This window comes from Streptomyces viridiviolaceus, assembly GCF_014650995.1.
GTDB classification, from domain to species: Bacteria; Actinomycetota; Actinomycetes; order Streptomycetales; family Streptomycetaceae; genus Streptomyces; species Streptomyces viridiviolaceus.
Map to the genome: position 1 here is coordinate 191,018 of NZ_BMWA01000016.1, position 17,660 is coordinate 208,677.

Below are 17,660 nucleotides of genomic sequence, written 5' to 3' on the forward strand. Positions count from 1 at the left end.
CCCCCTCGACCGCGGCAGCACCGTCAGCGTCCGACGCGATTTCGGGTTCTGGCTCACCCTCTGTGGAACGCACAGAGCACGATGACGCCTCCAGCAACTGCTGCTGTCACTCATGGCCGGAGCCAGTGGACCTTGGTCGCAGCCGGGGCGACGCCCCGCACGCGCCGCGCGCCTTGGGGTCGACGTTCCAGCACGTCGATCAGCTTGGGATCACTGCCGGCATGCGGTGCTGGGAGGTAGGTGCCGGCGGTCCGTCCGTCCCCCTCGGGCCGGCCGAGCGAGTCGGCCTCACCAACATGGTCCAGGCGCTGCGGCCCGGCGGCTGGCTGCTCCTGGAGGACGCCGACCCGAGGCTGCAGCCGCTGTCGTGTCCGGACGAGTCGGGCCCCCGAACAGCGGCTCGCCAACCGGTTGCGATCCGGATTCCGTACCTCGATGCCAGCCCGCGGCGCGGACCTCGCGTACGGGCGAACCTTGCCGAGGCTGCTGCGTGAGGCCGTCGGGTCGACGTTCAGGCCGACGGGTACGACCCGATCACCTCGCCGGCATGTGCCGTCATGGAGGCCGCGACCGTGCGGCAGATCCGCCGCCGTCTGGTGGCGGCAGGAGCCGCCACCGACGAGGAGATCGACAGCCACTTGGCCAACTTCGCCGCCGGAGGCCTCGACCTGGCCGCTGCCCCGGTGATCTCCGCTGGGGCCCGCCGCCCGCCCTCGGTTGCCGTCCGAGGGCGGTTCCCGTTCACCACGGTGCGACGTCGTGGGCGGTGCCGTCCGTGATGGCGTGGAGTTTGTCGGGGTTGGCGACGTTGTGGATGGCGGTGATACGACCGTCGGAGTCCCAGTCGAAGGTGACGGTGGCGATCACCCGGTCCGGGGCGCTGAACACCATGCCCGGACTGCCGTTGACGTCGACGAGCTCGGCGCGCATGTCGGCGGGCCGGACGCCCTGGTAGGTGACCGTGCCGATGGCCGCGAACCACGAGGCCACCGTCTGTGCTCCCACGACCGGCTTGAGCGCCTGACGGACCTTTCCGCCGCCGTCGGTCCACAGGGTGACGTCCGGGGACAACAGTTCCATCAGGGTGTTGATGTCACCACCGGTCACGGCGGCGAAGAACCGCTCGGTGACCTCGCGCTGCCGAGAGCGGTCGGCTGCAAAACGGGGCCTGCGGGCCCGTACGTGCTCACGCGCACGGTGCGCGGCCTGTCGTACCGCCGCCTCGGACCGGTCCACCGCCTCCGCGATCTCGGCGTGGCTGAAGCCGAAGACCTCCTTCAGTACGAAGACCGCGCGCTCCAGCGGGCTCAGCGTCTCCAGCACCACCAGCACGGCCATCGACACCGACTCGGCATCCGTGACGGCGTCGGCGGTATCGCGGCTGGTGAGGATGGGTTCGGGTAGCCACGGGCCGACGTAGGTCTCGCGCTTGTGCCGGGTGGAACGCAGGTGTTCCAGCGCCAGGTTGGACACGATCCGCATCAAGTACGCCTTGGGATCGGCGACTTGCGACCGGTCGGCGGACGACCACTTGATCCAGGCGTCCTGCATCGCGTCCTCGGCGTCGGCCGCGGAGCCGAGGATGCGGTAGGCCACGGAGAACAGCAGCCTGCGGTACTCGTGAAAGACCTGCCGGCCGGCGCTCACTCGGCACCCTCGGTGACACGGGTGAAGCGACCGCCGTGCGGCCAGAACGCGCCCGAGGCGGGCATCCTCTTCATACGGCCGAAGGTCGGCCAGGGCGAGGCAGTCACTGTCTCCTTATACCGGACCGCCATCCGGCCGGTCAGATGAATACGCCGCGGGCTGTCATCGGGTCGGGTGAACTGCACGACCGCATCATGTCGGCCCAGGCTCACCGGCGTGTGGTAGTAACCGAAGCGGAACGGCTTGGGCCGCTTGCCCTTCAGCGTACGGATGATCGACACCGCCGCGTGCACCCCGGTCGGCATCCCGCTTTGGCAGGTGCCGTGCATGACGCCGTAACCCTGGCGGATCGCCGCGGCGTCACCGATGGCGTACACGTCGGGGTGCGACACCGAACGCAGCGCGGTGTCGGTGACGATGCGGCCGCGCTCGTCGACGGCCAGCCCGGCGGCGGCTGCCAGCGGCGACACCCGCGTACCGCTCGTCCACAGGACGACATCAGCGGCGATGCTCCCCCCGCCCGCCAGCGCGACCGACCCAGGCAGCGCCTTCACCACCTCTACGCCGCTGCGCACCTCGACGCCGAGGTGGTCGAGCGCCGACTGCAGATACGTCCTGGCCTTCGGGTTCATGGCCGCACCGGGTTCGTCCCGGCCCAGCAGCACGACGTCCAGCTCCGGGTGCCGTTCCGCGATCTCCGCGGCCGACTCGACACCGGTCAGCCCGCTGCCGGCGACCACCACCGTGCCGCTGCCGAGCCGCGCCAGCCGGTCGGCCAGCAACTCGGCATCCTGGGGCCCGTCAAGGGTGTACGCGTGGTCGTCGACGCCCGGCACCGCGGTCGTGTCCGCCACGCTGCCCAAGCCGTACACGAGCGTGTCGTAGTGCAAGACCCGGTCGTCGTCGATCCGCACCGTTCGCGCGTCCGCATCGACCGCCGTCACCCAGCCGCGCACGAACTGTGCGCCCGTCCCTTCGAGCAACGACGGAATGCTCAGCTCGGCGAGCTGCTGTCCGGTCGCCGTCATGTGAAGCCGCATCCGCTCGGTGAACCGCTCCTGTGCGTTCACCAGGGTCACCTGTACGTCCTCGCGCCGCTTGACCCGGGCCGAGAGCTGTATGGCCGCGGACATGCCCGCATAACCCCCGCCCAGGATCAGAACGCGGTGCGTGGTGATCGCCGTGCCGGTTTCGTGCCGTGCGCTCATCGCTCTGCCCTCCTTGCTCGCTGTTGACGACCAGTGGATGGAAGCTGCGAACCAGTTCGTGACATGAGGTCGATGTAACGCGCGTCACAGTTGAATTGGTGGGGTGCGTCCGTGTGCACGCCGGGACTGGCAGGGACGGTCAGCTTCGCTCAGTGAGCGCGGTCGGTGAGCCGGGAGCCGGGCGGCGCGTTCGTGTGGCTGGTGCACCGGCGTGCGGATTCGGTGGAGCGCGAGGAGCTGCGGCCGGGCCGTTGCCTGGCGTCAGACCATGGCGCCCGGCTGGGTGCGCTGGCAGGTCATGGGCAACCAGTTCGAAATGCGCCGGGACCGCATGGTGTCAGGGCCCGGGCTTGGGAGCCCCACCGACCCAGCGGTGATAGGCGTCTACGTCGACGTTGCTGCCGCACACAATGGTGACTACGTGTCGGCCGGCGAAGCGGTCACGGTCTTCGATGATCGCCGCGACGCCGAGCGCGGCAGACGGTTCGACGACGAGGCCGGCGTGTCGGAGGAGCATCCGCATACCGGCGATGATCGATGCCTCCTGGACCAGGACGGCGTCGTCAGCGACCACCAGGAGGTCGTCCAGGACGTCCGGGACGGGATGCCGGCCGGCGACGCCGTCGGCGATGGTGTCCGTCGAGTCGGTGGTGACGACACGTCGCCGGCGCCAGGATTGTGCCATCGCCGGAGCGCCCAGCGGCTGGACGCAGATCACCTCGGCTTCGGGTGCCATGGCCTTCACGACATGACCCACACCGGTGGCCAGCGCGCCGCCGCCGAGAGCGATCAAGACTGCGTCGAACGATGGCTCGGTGTCCATCAGTTCCAGGCCGATGGTCGCCGTGCCCTCGCAAGTCTCGATGTCCAGGCTGTCCTCGACCAGCCTGATGCCGTCGTACTGCGCAATGGCCGCCGCCCGCTCGCGGGCCATCTCGTGGTCGCCGTGCACCAGTTCCAGCCTGGCACCCAGCGCGCGGATGCGATCAAGCTTGGTCGCAGTCGCGAAGCGGGATGCCACCACGGTCACGTCGATACCCCGGCCGCGACCGGACCAGGCGAGGGCCTGGCCGAGGTTGCCCGCGCTCGCGCACACTGCGGCTCGGGATCCATTGTCGGCGAGCAGGCTCGCGACGACCTCGGTGCCGCGGGCCTTGAAGCTACGGACCGGGTTCGCCGTCTCGAGCTTGATGCTCACCGTGCACCCGAGGCCGGCCTCCAACGCCTCGCAGCGGTACAGCGGAGTGTCGAGAAAGACCGGGTCGATCACCCGGCGAGCCGCCCGGATCCGAGCAGTGTCGAGGCGTGTCTCCTGCACGACATAGCAGGCTAACGGGGCAGGACGGCGCTTCATGAGTGATTGTCAATTTCGTTGGCTCCGCTGAGGCAGCTTACGCGGCACTGGACTTGGGTCGTTCGACTGCTGAGCTTCCCGCTCCCGCGGCCAGGAGTGCGTGGACGGTGGTGCGCTCGGCGCGGTTCCGCTCAGCGAGTTCGCCGATGACAGTCGGCAACTGCTCCCAGCGCGGCGGTCCCCTTCGCCAGCCGGCGGCGACGGCGGCCCCGTGGCTGCATCGAGCGGCTGGACCAGCGCGCCGGCCGTCTTCCCTCAGGTGTGTCTCCCCACGACGGGGGATCATCCCACGCCCTTGCGGCATCAGGCAGGGCAGCCCGCTGGAACGGCGGCCGTAGGCCTCTCGCAAAGTCGGAAAAGTATGGCTCAAACAGCGTTCCCGCGGGGCAGCGCAGCACGGTTTGCGGTCGGCTGACCTCGTGATCACGCGTGCCAGCGCCCAGGGTCGCCATCTGCTCATGGGGGGGCGGCTCAGGCCTGCGGGCTGTCGCGGGGCCGGGGGCCGGGCCGACCTCGGCGGGAAGCGGATCCTTATCAAGACCGACTGCGGGTGTCAAGCCACGTCATTTCGCGACGTGCCAGGGCATCACCCGCTCGGGCTTACTCATTACAGGACCTCATCTACCCGGGCTCGGCCCTCCCGCACCAGGGAGAGGTCCGCCCGCAGAAGGAAGGAGGACAAGCCATGTTTCGGACCAGTAAGAAGATCGCACAGATCGCGGCCGTCACCGTCACCGCTGCAGGCGCGATCCTGGGCGTCGGCACCGCGGCTCAGGCCGCCCCCGCCAGCCCCACGCACGCCACCGTGACGAGCGTCAGCAGCTGGGAGCACGACGACGGCTGGGAGCACGACGACGGCTGGGAGTACGACGACTGCTGGGGGCACTACGACGACTGGGACTACGACTACGACTGGGACTACGTCGACTGGGACTACGACTGGGACTACGAGGACTGGGACAGCGACAGCTGGGACCACGATGACGGCTGGGACAGCTGACCCGGGCGGGCGGCACCGACGCTGCCCTGACCTCGGTAGCACCCGAGGTGGCGCTTGACCGGCCACGGGAGCCCCAGCCAGGTGGCCGAGGGCCGGGCGCGGGTGCGGCAGACCCGCTGAGGCGGGAGATCGCCGCACCCGCGCATCAAGTGAAAACAGGGGGAGCCGCGATCGGCCCCGACCGGTCGACGTTCGGTGTCGCGTCGGACGCGGTGTGTTTCATCATGGTGCCGTCCATACCGCGACCGGCCCGGTAGTCCGCTTGCAGATCCTCGACGGTTGCCACCTCGGAGATCATTTGCTGGACAACGCTCAGTGTGCTCCGGTTCAGGTACGAGGTGGCCTTGGACCTGGCTGCCAGCCGAGCGTTCCCGGCCCGCTCCATGTCTCACTCCTCTCCGCCGCCCGACCGGGGGGCAACTGAAAGGTACGTGCGTCCGCTGACATTGAACCTCGCGCATCGTTCTCGAGTGCCGACTGTCCATCTGGTCAATCTGATGGGCAACCAGACCGTAGGTCAGCGCGGTGGTGCGCCCGGGAATTGCGGTGAGCAACTACGAGGCCATGTGAGCACTGGGTGGGGGGATTCGGGGCTCTGTCCGCAGCTTCGTGACGAACCACTGCAGCGCCTGCCCCTGGCGGCATCGGCTGTCAGTGGGGACCAGCACGATGCCGTCATGAGCTACGACTTGGCTGTTTGGGACGGTCCGCGCCCCGCTGACGATGCATCGGCGCTTGAGGTCTTGGAGGGCCTGTACGAGAGATTCACGGGAGGTAACGTCGAGCCGCCGACCCCGCGTATCAGGCAGTACGTCGAGGAGCTGGTGGCCCAATGGCCCGACCTGAGTGCCGGCGATGAAGACGAGGACACGAGTCCGTGGTCGGACGGCCCTTTGATCAACAACGCGAGCGGTCCGCTGTTCTACTTCGGCATGGTCTTCAGCAAATACCAGGAGGCCGCGTTGTTTGCCTCCGCCCTGGCACGGACCTCCGGGCTGGTGTGCTTCGATCCGCAAGATCGGCGCCTGATCGCCTGACCAGTGGCCCTTCGCCGATCATGGCCGGGTGAGGACGCGGGTCGGGAGGAGTTGGAACGAAGCCCGCCCTTCCTCGCTCTCTTGAGCGTTTTCACCCGGTTCACGTTCCCTTCGACGACGCAAGAACTCCACGGGGGGAGTGAATCCGGTGGTGGCGGCATCGAGGTCCTGGAGCGGCTGGTCGCCCGGGTCCGGGTGGCGGCGTACGTCCGCAATCACCCGCGCCCTGACCTTGGTCTTGCCCAGCGGGCGCAACACCTGGGTGATCCCCGGGGTCGCCCACTGCTGCTGGAGGCGGTCCGTCACCGCGCGGACGGTGTCTTCGTCGTCGGCGCCGACGTCCAGGACCGCCAGTTCGGACTCGGCGATGCGCATGCCTCTGGCGACGCCCCCGCGGCAGTGGCCCGGTTCGCCCGCAGCCGCACGACCGCCCGGACGGGCGAGAGTTGTGTGCTTGCTTCCGCTCTCCGGCCGCAGGGGTGCGGCCCGCCCCATAGACAGGGACGGCAGCCCGTGGTCCGACGACAGGACGGGGACCTCGTGGCTGCTGCCCCTCTTGCCGGTGAACCCACAGGGGGACCAACCGGGTCGCGCAGTGCGTGGTGTCGTCGTAGACAGAAGCCATGAGCGAGGAGAAGACGTCGTGGCATCCCGGTGAGATCGTGCCCGCCAGCGGGATCTACGAATGCGACTGCGGCGGGGAACACCACTGGAGCACGGACGTGAAGGGCCACCGCTTCCCGCCCCTGCCATCGGGCTGCTCCGGCGAATTCTGGACGCTGCAGAAGCCGGCGCACCCCGAGGACCACCTCGGCTGACCGGCCTGGGCGCGCAGTGGTGATGAAGACACCGGCGGCGCCGATGCTCGCCCGAGCCCTGGGGGACGTCCGGCAACTCCTCGGTCGGCTGACCCGTTGATCACGGGCAGGCTCGCCCCGCATCTGGCCCGCTACCCGGAAGGCGCGGGGTCCGGCCGATCACCCTGGTAGGTGGGAGTCACGGTTGGACCTGTGCATCCACCATGAATCCCGCCGATTGTTGACAATCTCGTCGTCAATTGCTCTACCTTCACAGATGCAAGCCCGTACCAACCGAGGAGACATTCACGTGAAGCACAGGGCAGTCCGGCGCAGGAGCGTCGTGATGGGTATCGGAGCGGCCGCGGGCGCCGCGGCGGTCGGCGGCGTCGCTCTCACCGCGCAGGCAGAGGACGAGAAGGGCGGCGCGTCCGCCTCCGGCGCCCTGGTCTTCGACGAGGACGCCTACACCACCCTGACGACGACCGTCACCGACGCCGACGGCGCCGAGCGCGAGGTGGCGTACCGCTTCTACAAGGCGGTCACCTATGTCACCAAGCCGGTCGACAAGACGTATCAGAGCCTGAACATCAGCGTCCCCGTCAAGATCGACGGCAAGGCGGTCGAGGCGAGCGGCGCGCCGATTCTCTTCGCCAATTCCGTCGGCGGCTACATGCCCTCCTCGGTCGCCGAGGCCACCGGCGTGGGAGGTGGTGGCATGGGTGGCGGCGGGGCCCCGAGCGGCGCCCCGAGTGCCTCGGCCGCCCCCTCCGCTTCTTCCACGTCCGGCACCGAGTCCGGCAGCTCCGCCCAGCTCAGCGGCGGCAAGATGGTCAGCCTGCCGCAGCTGGGCCTGGCGGCGGGGTACGTCGTCGTGGAGCCGGGGGCCCGCGGGCGCACCCTGAAGAACTCCGCGGGTGAGTACTACGGCACGGCCCCCGCCGCCATCGTCGATCTGAAGGCCGCGGTCCGGTATCTGCGCGCCAACGCGGGCCGTGTCCCGGGGAACGTGGACCGGATCTTCTCCACCGGCACCAGCGCCGGCGGCGCCCTGTCCGCGCTGCTCGGCGCATCCGGTGACAGCCCGGTCTACGAGAAGTACCTCAAGGAGATCGGCGCGGCCGACGCCTCGGACGCGATCTTCGCGACCGGCGCCTGGTGTCCGATCAGCGACCTGGAGCACGCCGACGGCGCCTACGAGTGGAACTGGGGCAGCAACAAGCTGAGCAACGGCGAGCAGGTCGACCAGACCGTCTCCAAGCAGCTGAGGTCCCAGTTCACCGAGTACCAGGCCGGGCTGAAACTGCGCGGCCTGAACGGCTTCGGCCAGCTCACCGCCCGTAACTACGACGACTACCTGCTCAAGACGTACCTGCAGCCCGCGGCCACGAAGTACCTCACGGACCTGTCGGAGTCGGACCGCGAGACCTATCTGAAGAAGAACACGTTCATCGACTGGGACGGCGAGCAGGCGACCTTCACCTGGGCTGAATTCCTCACGCACGTGGGCGCGCGGAAGAAGGACGCTCCGGCCTTCGACCTCTTCACGCTCCCCACCGACTCCTCCGACACGATGGCCGGGGACATCAACAACGAATTCGGCGCGGGCACCGAGCAGTACCGCCACTTCACCCTCTACAGCCTGCGCAAGGACAAGGGCGCCAGTGCCCGCCTGGCGAGCGACATCCCCGAGAAGCTGCGCCTGATGAACCCGATGTACCACCTGGTCGACAAGCCGAACTCCGGCCGTTCCAGGCACTGGTGGATCCGGCTCGGCAGCGCGGACTCCGACACCTCGCTGACCGTCTCCGCCAACCTCGCCGCCGCCGCACGTCAACTGGGCGACGAGGTCAGCCATCTCTACTACTGGGACGCGGGCCACGGGGCGAACGAGGACGCCGGTGACTTCATCAAGTGGATCGCCAAGACGTCCGGCTACAAGGCGCCTTGACCGGTGGCGTGACCACCCCGTCGCCATGAAAAGGTACGGGCGGGTTCGGTGATCCGTCCGTCGGCTTCGACGGGCCGTGAGCACGGACAGGATGCCGAACGGGACCGCGCCGTACAGCAGGTAGGGGCGGGCGCGCCCGTGGCGGCTGCGGGTGCGGTCGACGGCGGCGCCGACTGGATGACGCTGTCGTTCCTGCGCTGTGAGGAGCCTTCGACGCGATCGCCGACCCCGTGGCAGCAACGGCGACCTGTCCGCGCTCATCTGCCCCCCCGCCGCTTCCGCGGCCTCCGCCGCGACATCCAGCGCCATGGCACGGGCGACGTTCACGATGTATGCAGCATCTCCCATGCTCCGCGGCTGGCCGCAGGTCAGCACCCCTTCGCAGCCGGCTCGTCGATGGCCCGGTCACGCGGCATCGAAGGCCGCGGAGTGGTCACTGACCAACGCCCTGCGCTTTGGCCTGCGCGACAGTCAGGGACCCGCGAGGACGCCGGTCGACGGCGGCGGCACCCGAGGCGAGAATGGCTCTCAGGCGCGCCGCCCCGGCGTGGGGTGGTTGGCCCTTCGCCCCTTCGCCGACTCTCACGAGCGGCGCTGTGCTCGAACGGCGAGATCCGTCGGCTCGACCTGCCGACCGCCCTCGGGCTGGAGTGAACAGACGTTCGGGAGGGTTCGATGGCGGACGAGACAGGTACGGCACGCACACCATCAACCCAGGCGGGAGCGGCGGCGACGCTCGGCACCACCTGCTGCGTCGTCGGCGGTGGCCCGGCCGGGATGATGCTCGGCCTGCTCCTGGCCAGGGCGGGCGTGGACGTGGTGGTGCTGGAGAAGCACGCGGACTTTCTGCGGGACTTCCGCGGGGACACCATCCACCCGTCCACGCTGGAGCTGATGAGCGAGCTCGGGGTGCTGCAGGAGTTCCTGGCGTTGCCGCACCAGGAGGTCCCCAAGCTGGCGGCGGTGGTCGGCGGTGTCGAGGTCGAGGTGGCCGACTTCAGTCACCTGCCGACCCGGTGCCGTTTCGTGGCGATGATCCCGCAGTGGGACTTCCTCGACTTCCTCGCCGACCGCGCCGCTGTCTACCCGGGGTTCCGTTTGATCAGGCAGGCCGGGGTCACCGACCTCGTCGAGGACGCCGGGCGGGTGATCGGCGTACGGGCGAGCACCCCGGACGGGCCGCTCGAGGTGCGGGCCGGACTCGTCGTCGGCGCCGACGGTCGCTCGTCGGTGGTACGGAAGCGCGCGGGCCTCGCCATCCGGGAGCTCGGCTCGCCGATGGATGTGCTGTGGTTCCGGCTGTCCCGTAAACCGGACGACCCGGTCCAGAGCACCGGGCGGTTCGATCTGGGGCGGATCTTCGTGGTGATCAACCGCGGCGAGCACTGGCAGCTCGGGTATGTGATCAACAAGGGGACCCGCGAGGAGATCGAGGCGCGCGGGCTCGATGCGTTCCGCTCGGACGTCGCCGAGCTGGTGCCGTTCCTCGCGGACCGCGTCGCCGAGATCGCCGCCTGGGACGACGTCAAGCTGCTGACGGTACGGGTGGACCGGCTGCGCCGCTGGTACCGCAGGGGCCTGCTGTGCATCGGCGACGCCGCCCATGCCATGTCGCCGGTCGGCGGGGTGGGCATCAACCTGGCCATCCAGGACGCGGTCGCGACCGCCAACATCCTGGCTCCGCGCCTGCGCGCGGGCCGGCTGAGCACCGCGGATCTGGCGCGGGTGCAGCGGCGTCGCGAGTTCCCGACCCGGCTCACGCAGGCCGGCCAGGTCTTGATCCAGAACAGGGTGATCGGCGCGGTGCTGAGCGGCGGGGAGGTACGGGACCCGGCGTCGGCCGAGCCGGCGCTGCCGCTCAGGCTGCTCGACCGGTTCCCGGCGCTGCGCCGTGTCGTGGCCCGCGTCGTCGGCATCGGCGTACGGCCCGAACACGTCAAGACGCCGCAGGCCTCGTGAGCTGCCGGCGTGGGCTGCCGGCATCCTGGGTTCGAGTCAGCCCGGCGAGGTGGCGAAGCGGGTGATCTCTTTTCGGTAGCCGGTAGCCGGTAGCCGGTAGCCGGTAGCGTCGGCAGCGGAAGCGCGGGGAGGCCTGGCTGAACGCGGCCAGGAACCTCTGGGCGCCTCCGGCGGAGCGGACGCCTGTATGGCCCGTTTGCGCCGGCGGGTCGGCTGATGGGAGTTTTCCCCGGTTGTTGAGGTACTTCGACCTGCGGCATCAGCTCGCAGTGAGCCGCCCCTAGCCAGGCAGCAGGTGGGTGACCACGACGCGCTGCACATACTGCAGACCCTTGAGGAGCCCCGGGAAGGCAACGCGCTGCCGCCCCAGCGCGTCTACGGTTGGCGGATCTCGCCCGTTCCCAGTGTGATCACGGCTCTGGACTTCATGGGCTCCTCGCCGCAACGGGAGAGCAGGACCACCTCCTCGACCACTGCCGACAGTGTGCCGAGCCGGGCGGCACACTCGGCCGCCAGGCACTTCGGGTTTTGGGTGCGTCCGAGGGACAGGTGCGGGGTGAAGCGGCCGCCGCGCCCTCGGCAGAGCGGGAACCGCAGCTGCAGTTCCCGGTGGAGACGGGCCCAGGGTGCCTGGTCTGCCGCGGCTGGATCGAGCCAAACCGTCGCATAGTGGCGGTGCCGGAAGTACCGCACACCGGCCAGGCGCGCCGTGAATACTGTGGTCCGGGCCGCGACGGCGGACAGCAGCGGCACTGCCCGCGCGAACTCCTCCTCCGGCACGAAGCCGAACAGCAGATTCACATGCGGCGGCCAGCGACGTACCTGGGGATCGTGCTCCCAGCGGATGTCTTGAATGGCTGGCCAGAGCTCCCGTGGCGGCAGCCACGCCACCGCCGTCCGGGGCGTCGGTCCCACCGGTAGTGTCTCCATCGGCTCGGCCCCACCGAAGGCCGGATTTCCTTCCACATGGCCATGGTCCCAAGTGGGCCTTCAGGGAGTGTGGCGGCCTCGTCGTCGGCGTCGACGGCCACAGGCGCGCTCCGGACCAAGGGCACTGAATGAGGAGTGCTGGAGGTGCCGATGGCGGGCGGGCTCATAGGTTGCGCCTATACAGGGCATCGATTTTTGGTCGTGGACCTCTCCATGTGTGACCGGCTTCACTGACCCGTTAGTTAGGGCGGTGCCGGTCGGGCCCGGCGCCGCAGGCATCGCCGTCGTGGCCGTCCGTGCCGGACCTCTCGTGGCGCGTCGGTGATGCTCAGCCGTGCCTGGATGGAGGTTGCAATGACGCGCACCCCGGACGAAGCCGCGGGCGGCACCGACGTGGTGAAGGCCAAACCCTGGTACCGACAGCTCTACGTACAGGTGCTGGTGGCCATTGTCATCGGCATCGTGCTCGGCTGGCGCTGGCCGGATCTGGGCACCTCGATGGAGCCGATCGGTACGACGTTCGTCACCGCGATGAAGATGCTCATCGGGCCCATCGTGTTCCTGACGATCATCGGTGGCATAGCGGGGGTCGCCGACCTGAAGAAGGTGGGCCGTACCGGAGTCAAGGCGCTCGCCTACTTCCAGATCGGCACCATCGTGGCGCTCGGCGCCGGCCTGGTGGCCATCAACCTCTTCCCCCTCGGCGAGGGGGTGCACGCGGACGTCGGCGAGCTGGACACCACGGGAGACGCGGGCCAGTACATCGAGAAGGGCGAGCACCAGCACTGGTGGGAGTTCCTCACCAACCTCGTCCCGCACAGCTTCTTCGGCGCGTTCGTGGAAGGGGACATCCTCCAGGTCATCTTCCTCGCCGTGATCTTCGGTATCGCGCTGAAGATGGTGGGCAGGACCGGTGAGCCGATCATCGCGTCGGTCAACCGCCTGACGGAGGTCGTGTTCAAGGTCCTGTCGTTCGTCATGAAGGCGGCGCCGCTGGGCGCCTTCGGGGCCATGGCCTTCGCGATCGGCAAGTTCGGCCTGTCCACCCTGACGAGCCTCGGTTCGCTGATCCTGCTCTTCTACGTCACCTCGATCCTCTTCGTGGTGGTCGTGCTGGGCGCCGTCCTGGCCGCCTACGTGAAGCTCAACATCTTCCAGCTGCTGCGGTACTTCAAGGAGGAACTGCTGCTGGTCCTCGGCACGTCGACGGCCGAGCCCGCGCTGCCGGGACTGATGCGCAAGCTGCAGTCCATGGGGGTCGACCGGCCCACGGTCGGTCTCGTCGTGCCGACCGGCTACAGCTTCAACCTCGACGGGGCGGCGATCTACCTCTCGCTGGCCTCGCTGTACATCGCGCAGGCGACCGACACGTCGTTGTCCGCCGGTCAGCAACTCGGTCTGCTGGCGGTGATGCTGCTGACGTCCAAGGGCGCGGCCGGTGTGGCCGGCGGCGGGTTCATCGCGCTGACCGCGACCCTGTCGACCGTCGGCCACGTCCCCGCCGCGGGCATCATGCTCGTGTTCGGCATCGACAAGTTCATGTCCGAGTGCCGGGCCCTGGTCAACTTCTGCGGCAACGCCGTCGCCACCCTGTTCGTGGCGCGTTGGGAGAACGGTCTGGACCTCGAACGGGCCCGCCGCGTCCTGGCCGGGCAGCCCGTCGAGAGCCTGCCGGAAGACGCGGCGGCGGAAGAGGGGATCGACGATCGGAGCGGTGCGGTGCCACTGCGGAAGGAACGGGGCGCCGTGGGCACGGAGAAGCGGAGCGCCGATCAGGAGATCCAGGAAGTCCCTGGACCGCGTCCGGCCGATGACGCCTCCTCCGCCGTGCCTTCACGGCCGGTCTGAGTGGCGAGCCGGCTTCCACGCCTCGGACGGAGCTGCCGCCCGGCTGCTCGATAGGCTGCCCCTATACGACGGGGCGGAGGAGGCAGAGTGGACGCCCGGCAGTTGCAGTACTTCCTCGCCATCGTGGAGCACGGCGGCTTCAGCAAGGCCGCCGCCGCGCTTCACGTGGCGCAGCCGTCGTTGTCCCAGGCGATGGCCAACCTGGAGGCGGACCTGAGAGTCTCGCTCTTCCACCGCATGGGCCGCGGCGTGGTCCTCAGCGAAGCCGGTGCTCAGCTTCTGGAGCCGAGCCGCCGCGTTCTGCGTGACCTGGACGCCGTACGGGCGCGGGCTGCCGATCTGGCAGGGCTCGGCCGCGGGACGGTGGAGGTGGCCGCCATGCCGTCACCCGGCATCGAGCCGCTGACCACGCTGATCCACCGGTTCGCCGAGCTGCATCCCGCCGTCACGATCAACACCCAGGCGGCTTTCACGCCGGAGGAGACCGTCGAACTGGTCCGCAGCGGCGCCTGCGAGCTGGGGCTGCTGGGGGCGGCCCGGCCCGTGACCGCCACGGGCATCGAGGTCCTGCCGGTGGAGGAACAGCCGTTCGTCGTCGTGTCCGCGGCCGACGGGGGTTTCGAGGACGGAAGCGTGCTGCGCCCCGAGGACCTGGCCGGACACAAGCTCATCGCCTCTCGTCCGGGCAGCCTGATGCGCACCATCGTCGACGACATCACCGCCCGCAGCGGGGGCACGGAGATCGTCGCCGTCGTGGACCACCGCACCTCCATCCTTCCGCTGGTCCTCACCGGTGTGGGCATCGCCGTGCTGCCGGCAGCCTGGACCCGACTGGCCCGCCGCTGCGGACTGGTGGTCGCCTCCCTGGCCCCGACCGCCCATCTCCACGTCGCGATGATCAGCCTGCCCGATCACCTGACTCCTGGTGCGCGGGCCTTCCTCGACCTGACCAGGGCCCTGGCCGCGCGGCGGGCGCAGGACGCTCAGAAGTGACGGCGGGGAGCCGTCGTCGTACCGATCGATCGTCCCTATGAGTCGTATCGGAAGCATGTCTTGGACGTGCCGCGACAGCGACTGTTGACTCGAGGACGCATCAGATCAGCACTCGATCACAGTCCGCCCGTGCCCGGTTGAGCACGGGCGTACCGCAGAAGCCGGAGGCCCCCGTGCCCGAGACCCGAACCTTCCGTATCGCGGCCATCCCCGCCGACGGCGTCGGTGCCGAGGTCGTCGCGTCAGGACGCGCCGTCCTGGACGCCCTCGCCGACGCCTCCGACGGAGCCTTCGCCTTCGTCTGGGAGGAGTTCCCCTGGGGCAGCGACTACTACGCCCGCACGGGGAAGATGATGGCCGACGACGGCCTGGAGCAGCTCAAGGACTTCGACGCCATCTACTTCGGTGCCGTCGGCTGGCCCACCGTCCCCGACCACATCAGCCTGTGGGGCCTGAGGCTGAGGATCTGCCAGAGCTTCGACCAGTGGGCCAACGTCCGACCGGTCCACTTCCTTCCCGGAATCACCAGCCCGCTGCGCAAGGCCGACGACACCGAGCTCGACTGGGTCGTCGTCCGGGAGAACAGCGAAGGCGAATACGCCGGACTCGGCGGACGCAATCTCTCCGGCCGGGGACCTGGCGGCGAAGTCGCCGTCCAGTCCGCCCTGTTCACCGAGGTCGGCTGCGAACGCATCATCCGCTTCGCCTTCGACCTCGCACGCACACGCACCCGCCGCAAGGTCTCCTCCGTCACCAAGAGCAACGCCCAGCAGTACGGCATGGTCCTGTGGGACGACGTCTTCGAGCGGGTCGCGGCCGACTACCCCGACGTGGAGACCGAGAGTGTCCTGGTCGACGCCATGTCCGCCAAGTTCGTCCTGCACCCGGAGGACCTGTCGGTCGTCGTCGCCTCCAACCTCAACGCCGACATCCTCTCCGACCTCGGCAGCGCACTGGCCGGCAGCCTGGGCCTGGCGGCCAGCGCCAACCTCAACCCCGAGCGCCGCTTCCCCAGCATGTTCGAGCCGGTCCACGGCTCCGCCCCGGACATCGCCGGGCAGGGTCTGGCCAATCCCATCGGCGCGGTCGGCAGCGCCGCCCTCATGCTCGACCACTTCGGCCTGCCCGACCAGGCTGCCCGCCTGAACGAGGCCATCGAAACCATCACCGGCGCCGGCGTCCTCACCCGTGACGTCGGCGGGAGTGCCACCACGGACGAGGTCACCAAGGCCCTCATCGACGCCCTGAACAACTGAAGCGCCGCCTCGACGGCGTTCCCCTGAGTGTCCCGGTCCGGTCACACGTCGCGCCGACGGACCGGGACAGCCGCTCCGCAGCGGCCGAACCGTACCGGGCACCCCGATCACCGGGGGAGCCCGGTACGGCCGTTCCCACGCCGCCCCGGCCCACTGCCGCCTTGCGATGCGTCAGCAGCCCCGACGGCCCGGACCGAGCGCCCTCGCCCGGCCACTTGTGGACCCTCTTTTAGGAACTGCTCGCAGTCACCACTGGACCGTCGGCGCCTGGCCCACCGCAGTGGCGAGGGGCTCATCGCGCTCCGGTGTCAGGAAAGAGATCGGACGCTGGCAGCTACGGGCGGCGCGACGGAACATCCACCGCTTCCACAGCCGCGACCAGGGAAGCCAGTTCCGGGTTCCTCGCAGCTTCGTCGAGCGCCTCCCGCAGGGCGGCGTCGTTGGTCGGGCGGGCCTCTTCGAGGAGTTTCAGGCCGGCTTCGGTGACGTCGGTGTAGATGCCGCGGCGGTCGGTCGGACACAGGTACCGGGACAACAGGCCGCGGTCCTCCAGGCGGGTGACCAGGCGGGTGGTGGCACTCTGGCTGAGCACGACCGCGTCGGCGACCTGCTTCATCTGCAGGTGGCCGCCTTCGCCGTCGTGCTGGCGGCTGAGCACGTCGAGCAGCGAGTACTCGCGGACGCTCAGATCGTGCCGGGACTGCAGAGCGCGCTCGATGTGCGTCTCGATCCGGCCGTGCAAGAGGGAGAGGGCGCCCCATCCACTGGCGAGGGCCGTGAGCGCGGGGTCCGTGGCGGTCATGGGGTCCATGTCTCCTTCTGGCTGTGACTGGACCCAGGATATGCCATCGAGCAAAATACCAGCTAGGAATTATATAGGGCTGATGCAATCAATTCTTCCTGCCGAACTCGCGTGTCGGGAGGCGACTCGGGGAGCGGCTCCTGGGCGCTGCACCGGGCAGGAGGGAACCACGAACCCGGACGCGCGTGATGCGTGTCCGGGTTCGTGGCTTTGTGGGGCTGTTGCCGCGGTGTCAGGCGGAGAGGGTCTTGTGGAGGGCGTCGAGGCCGTCGCGGTAGATGCCCGTGAAGAGGTCGACCACCTCCTCCTCGGTGGCGCCTTCGGGGTTGAAGCGTCCGGACCACTGGACCTCGGCGACGTCGTCGCGGCCGGGGACGGTGTGGACCCGGATGGTGGAGAGGTAGCCGTTGACAGGGAACGGGGCCTGGAGGATCGCGTAGCTGTAGTGGCGTTCGGCTTCGTTGAAGTCGACCAGACGCTCGACGATGACCTCACCGTCCGGGTTGGTCAGGCGCCGGACGCGGCCGCCTTCGAGTGCGGTGCTCTCGGGGATGTAGGGGAGCCAGTCGGGCAGGGCGTCGAATCCGCCGATGAGGTTCCAGACCTGCTGCGGCGGGGCCGGGACTATGCGGCTGACGGAGGTGGAAGCCATGATCCTTCTCCTGGAAGTGGTGCTGCGTGTGGGGGATGGGGCTGTGGGAGGTCAGGCGCCGTTCGGGAGCGGGGCGGCAGAGCTGACCAGGCCGCTGGCGCGGAGCCCGGTCCAGAAGGCGGCCGGGATGTCCTCGGTCAGCGCGGCGGTGTCCTCGGCGATGCGGCTGGGCCGGGTGGCGCCGGGGATGACGGCGGCGGCTGCCGGGTGGGCGAGGGAGAACTGG

Annotated in this window: 16 protein-coding genes and 2 pseudogenes; 9 read left to right on the forward strand and 9 right to left on the reverse strand. The window is 69.3% G+C overall.

Annotation, left to right across the window (positions count from 1 at the left end):
- Positions 1–125 precede the first annotated feature (125 nt).
- A pseudogene (locus IE260_RS41875) lies at positions 126–779 on the forward strand (methyltransferase domain-containing protein).
- Here the strand turns inward: IE260_RS41875 and IE260_RS24395 are convergent.
- The 3 genes from IE260_RS24395 to IE260_RS24405 all read right to left on the reverse strand — a co-directional run bounded on the left by IE260_RS24395 (position 742) and on the right by IE260_RS24405 (position 4,173).
- A complete protein-coding gene (locus IE260_RS24395) occupies positions 742–1,647 on the reverse strand; it encodes an RNA polymerase sigma-70 factor (RefSeq protein WP_189875344.1) in 906 nt (301 codons plus the stop codon). The pseudogene IE260_RS41875 and the gene IE260_RS24395 overlap by 38 nt on opposite strands.
- The gene (locus IE260_RS24400; RefSeq protein WP_189875346.1) at positions 1,644–2,855 is read right to left on the reverse strand and encodes an NAD(P)/FAD-dependent oxidoreductase; all 1,212 of its coding nucleotides are present in this window, start codon (positions 2,853–2,855) and stop codon (positions 1,644–1,646) included. The genes IE260_RS24395 and IE260_RS24400 overlap by 4 nt, the downstream gene beginning before the upstream one ends.
- A gap of 337 nt (positions 2,856–3,192) precedes the next feature.
- Complete coding sequence (locus tag IE260_RS24405; RefSeq protein ID WP_189875348.1) at positions 3,193–4,173, reverse strand: threonine ammonia-lyase; 981 nt, start codon at positions 4,171–4,173, stop codon at positions 3,193–3,195.
- 721 nt (positions 4,174–4,894) lie between these two features.
- Here IE260_RS24405 and IE260_RS24410 point away from each other — a divergent pair.
- Positions 4,895–5,209: a hypothetical protein gene (locus tag IE260_RS24410; protein ID WP_189875350.1), complete on the forward strand. Its 315-nt coding sequence runs from the start codon at positions 4,895–4,897 to the stop codon at positions 5,207–5,209.
- Between the two features lie 145 nt (positions 5,210–5,354).
- Here IE260_RS24410 and IE260_RS24415 read toward each other — a convergent pair whose 3' ends face one another.
- Complete coding sequence (locus IE260_RS24415) at positions 5,355–5,594, reverse strand: hypothetical protein (protein ID WP_189875352.1); 240 nt, start codon at positions 5,592–5,594, stop codon at positions 5,355–5,357.
- Between the two features lie 292 nt (positions 5,595–5,886).
- Here IE260_RS24415 and IE260_RS24420 point away from each other — a divergent pair, with 292 nt between their 5' ends.
- Complete coding sequence (locus IE260_RS24420) at positions 5,887–6,246, forward strand: hypothetical protein (protein WP_189875354.1); 360 nt, start codon at positions 5,887–5,889, stop codon at positions 6,244–6,246.
- A gap of 18 nt (positions 6,247–6,264) precedes the next feature.
- Here IE260_RS24420 and IE260_RS24425 read toward each other — a convergent pair whose 3' ends face one another.
- A complete protein-coding gene (locus tag IE260_RS24425; protein WP_189875356.1) occupies positions 6,265–6,621 on the reverse strand; it encodes a DUF6207 family protein in 357 nt (118 codons plus the stop codon).
- 248 nt (positions 6,622–6,869) lie between these two features.
- Between IE260_RS24425 and IE260_RS24430 the strand changes: the two genes are divergently transcribed.
- From IE260_RS24430 to IE260_RS24440, 3 genes are all read left to right on the forward strand, one after another.
- Positions 6,870–7,064 (forward strand): hypothetical protein, encoded by a 195-nt coding sequence (locus IE260_RS24430; protein WP_189875358.1) that lies wholly within the window; start codon positions 6,870–6,872, stop codon positions 7,062–7,064.
- Positions 7,065–7,389: 325 nt separating this feature from the next.
- Positions 7,390–8,994, forward strand: coding sequence for a subtype B tannase (locus IE260_RS24435; protein WP_189875360.1), 1,605 nt, complete (start codon positions 7,390–7,392; stop codon positions 8,992–8,994).
- Positions 8,995–9,669: 675 nt separating this feature from the next.
- Complete coding sequence (locus tag IE260_RS24440) at positions 9,670–10,953, forward strand: FAD-dependent oxidoreductase (RefSeq protein ID WP_189875362.1); 1,284 nt, start codon at positions 9,670–9,672, stop codon at positions 10,951–10,953.
- 375 nt (positions 10,954–11,328) lie between these two features.
- Here IE260_RS24440 and IE260_RS24445 read toward each other — a convergent pair whose 3' ends face one another.
- Positions 11,329–11,868, reverse strand: coding sequence for a 2'-5' RNA ligase family protein (locus IE260_RS24445; protein WP_229881173.1), 540 nt, complete (start codon positions 11,866–11,868; stop codon positions 11,329–11,331).
- A gap of 369 nt (positions 11,869–12,237) precedes the next feature.
- Here IE260_RS24445 and dctA point away from each other — a divergent pair, with 369 nt between their 5' ends.
- The 3 genes from dctA to IE260_RS24460 all read left to right on the forward strand — a co-directional run bounded on the left by dctA (position 12,238) and on the right by IE260_RS24460 (position 15,980).
- On the forward strand, positions 12,238–13,731 hold the full coding sequence (dctA, locus tag IE260_RS24450; RefSeq protein ID WP_189875364.1) for a C4-dicarboxylate transporter DctA: 1,494 nt from the start codon (positions 12,238–12,240) through the stop codon (positions 13,729–13,731).
- A gap of 87 nt (positions 13,732–13,818) precedes the next feature.
- Positions 13,819–14,724 carry a LysR family transcriptional regulator gene (locus IE260_RS24455; RefSeq protein ID WP_189875367.1) on the forward strand — a complete coding sequence of 302 codons (906 nt, stop codon included), beginning with the start codon at positions 13,819–13,821 and terminating at the stop codon, positions 14,722–14,724.
- Between the two features lie 173 nt (positions 14,725–14,897).
- Positions 14,898–15,980: a tartrate dehydrogenase gene (locus IE260_RS24460; protein ID WP_189875368.1), complete on the forward strand. Its 1,083-nt coding sequence runs from the start codon at positions 14,898–14,900 to the stop codon at positions 15,978–15,980.
- A gap of 334 nt (positions 15,981–16,314) precedes the next feature.
- Here the strand turns inward: IE260_RS24460 and IE260_RS24465 are convergent, their stop codons facing one another.
- From IE260_RS24465 to IE260_RS24475, 3 genes and pseudogenes are all read right to left on the reverse strand, one after another.
- Positions 16,315–16,782: a MarR family winged helix-turn-helix transcriptional regulator gene (locus IE260_RS24465; RefSeq protein ID WP_189875370.1), complete on the reverse strand. Its 468-nt coding sequence runs from the start codon at positions 16,780–16,782 to the stop codon at positions 16,315–16,317.
- A gap of 232 nt (positions 16,783–17,014) precedes the next feature.
- Positions 17,015–17,434, reverse strand: a complete 420-nt coding sequence (locus IE260_RS24470) for an SRPBCC family protein (RefSeq protein WP_189875373.1) — start codon at positions 17,432–17,434, stop codon at positions 17,015–17,017.
- A gap of 51 nt (positions 17,435–17,485) precedes the next feature.
- Positions 17,486–17,660: pseudogene (locus tag IE260_RS24475) on the reverse strand (aldo/keto reductase); the annotation flags it as partial.